This window comes from Streptomyces anatolicus, assembly GCF_019400875.1.
Classification (GTDB): Bacteria; Actinomycetota; Actinomycetes; order Streptomycetales; family Streptomycetaceae; genus Streptomyces; species Streptomyces anatolicus.
On the sequence record NZ_WMBF01000747.1, the window covers coordinates 1 to 2,085 of the forward strand.

Sequence of the window (2,085 nt, forward strand, 5' to 3'; positions counted from 1 at the left end):
CGCGTACACCGCCGCCGCCCCCGCCCCCAAGGCCGAGACCGGCTACGCGGGCTCCAGGACCATCGGCGTTCTCTACTACGTCGACAAGGGCATGGCCACGCACAACTGCACGGCCAGCGTGGTGCACAGCCCCAAGGGCAACCTCATCCTCACCGCCGGCCACTGCGGCAACGGCGACAAGTACGCCTTCGTACCGCAGTACCGCACCGGGAAGACCCCGGCGCAGCAGCCCCACGGCATATGGGCGGTCGACCGGGTCTTCCGGGACCCGAGGCACACCGACTACGGCCCCGGCTCGGACCTCGACTTCGCGTTCGCGACCGTCAAGCCCGACAAGGAGGGCCGGCAGGTCGAGAGGGTGACCGGCGCCAACACGCTGACGCGCACGCCCGGTTACCAGGTGGCGGTCACCGTCGTCGGTTATCCGTCGGCCAGGCACGCGCCCAGGGACCAGGCGATCAAGTGCCGGGTGAAGACCACCCGGCTCTCCGGCTACAAGCAGCTGCGCATGGCCTGCGGCGGCTTCTACGGCGGCACGTCCGGCAGTCCGTGGCTGATGGACTACGACGAGCGGACCGGCACCGGCAAGGTCGTCGGCAACCTCGGCGGGGTGGGTGGCGGCGGCGCGACCGACTCCGTCTCCTACGCCCCGTACTACGACGGCGAGGTCTTCAAGCTCTACGACGACGCGGTCAACGACGTCGGCGTGGTCGAGCGGACCCCGCTGCCCGCCTCGCTCGGCACCGGCGAGACCTGGCAGCACGCCAGGCACCTGGCGAGCGGCGACCACACCGGCGACGGCAAGGCCGACCTCCTCGTGGTGTGGGACGACGGGAAGGTCACCCTCCACCCCGGCGACGGCAAGGGCGGCTTCACCGGCGAGCGCGTCCTGAAGAAGGCCAGCGCCACCTGGAAGCACGCCACGACCGTCACCGGCGGCGACTTCACCGGCGACGCGCGCTCCGACCTGATCGTGCGCTGGTCCGACGGCGAGGTGACCCTGTACGGGGACGTGTCCGCCACCGGTCTCGGCACGGAGACGAAGCTCGCCGCGGCCGGTTCCGTCTGGAAGCACGCGGGCCAGATCACCGCGGGCCGCTTCAGCGGGAACAAGCGGAACGACGACGTGGTCGTACGGTGGAGCGACGGCGAGGTCAGCCTCTACACCGACGTGGGCGCGGGCGGCCTCAAGAAGGAGACCAGGCTCCGGAAGGCCAACGCCACCTGGAAGCGGGCCACCCTGCTCGCCGGCGGCGACTTCACCGGCAACGGCTCGTGGGACCTCCTCGTCCGCTGGTCCGACGGCCGGCGCTCCCTCTACCAGGACGTGGGCGCGGGCGGCCTCGGCAAGGAGACGCGTACGTCGGCCTCCGCCTCCTTGTGGAAGCACGCCAAGGCGGTGACGGCGGGCGCCCACACCGCCAACGGCCGGCCCGACGATCTGCTCGTGCGGTGGAGCGACGGAGAGGTCAGCCTCTACGCCGACACCACGACGAAGCTCGGCCGCGAGGTCAACCTGGTGCCGCCGAAGGCCTCCTGACCGCACGACGGGTTACGCGACAGGGTTACGCGATGTGTTCCGCGCCCGCGTCCAGGTCCTGCTGGTAGCGGGAGCGGAAGTCGCGCAGGTACGGGCGCAGGGTGCTCTCCGTGAGAGGACCGCCGGCCTGGCCCGTCACGCCGTACAGGTCCATCAAGTACAGGCTGAACTGGCGGGCGTTGGGGTAGTCGCCCAGTTCGCTGACGTACTTGCGGAACGCCGTGAAGTACGCCTCTTCGCGGCTGACGTCCTCCGGGAGGCCGGGGATGTCGGGCGTGGGCTCTGGTTCTGCCTCAGTGTCCGCCTCAGCTTCTGCCTCTGGCCCGGCTGCGGGTTCCGCTGCTTCGTGGGTCTCGTAGGCCTCGTGCGTCTCGTCGGCGTGCGGCCCGTGGTCGTAGGGCGCCTGCTCCTCGTACCACTGGTCGTACGGCTCCTCGGGGGCGTACGACGCGGGGTACTTGGCGAACCACGGGCTCGCGTGCGGCAGGACCTCGGGCTCGGGCTGCGGCTCGGGCTCCCGCTCCCGCTCGGGGCGGGGCTGGGGC

1 protein-coding gene and 1 pseudogene are annotated in these 2,085 nt (G+C 71.3%); one reads left to right on the top strand and one right to left on the bottom strand.

The genetic code is table 11. From position 1 onward, the window contains the following. Positions 1–1,540 (top strand): trypsin-like serine peptidase (locus GKQ77_RS32090; RefSeq protein WP_258022327.1); only part of this gene is annotated, 1,540 nt, incomplete at its 5' end. Between the two features lie 25 nt (positions 1,541–1,565). Here the strand turns inward: GKQ77_RS32090 and GKQ77_RS32095 are convergent. Continuing rightward, positions 1,566–2,085: pseudogene (locus GKQ77_RS32095) on the bottom strand (DUF2637 domain-containing protein); the annotation flags it as partial.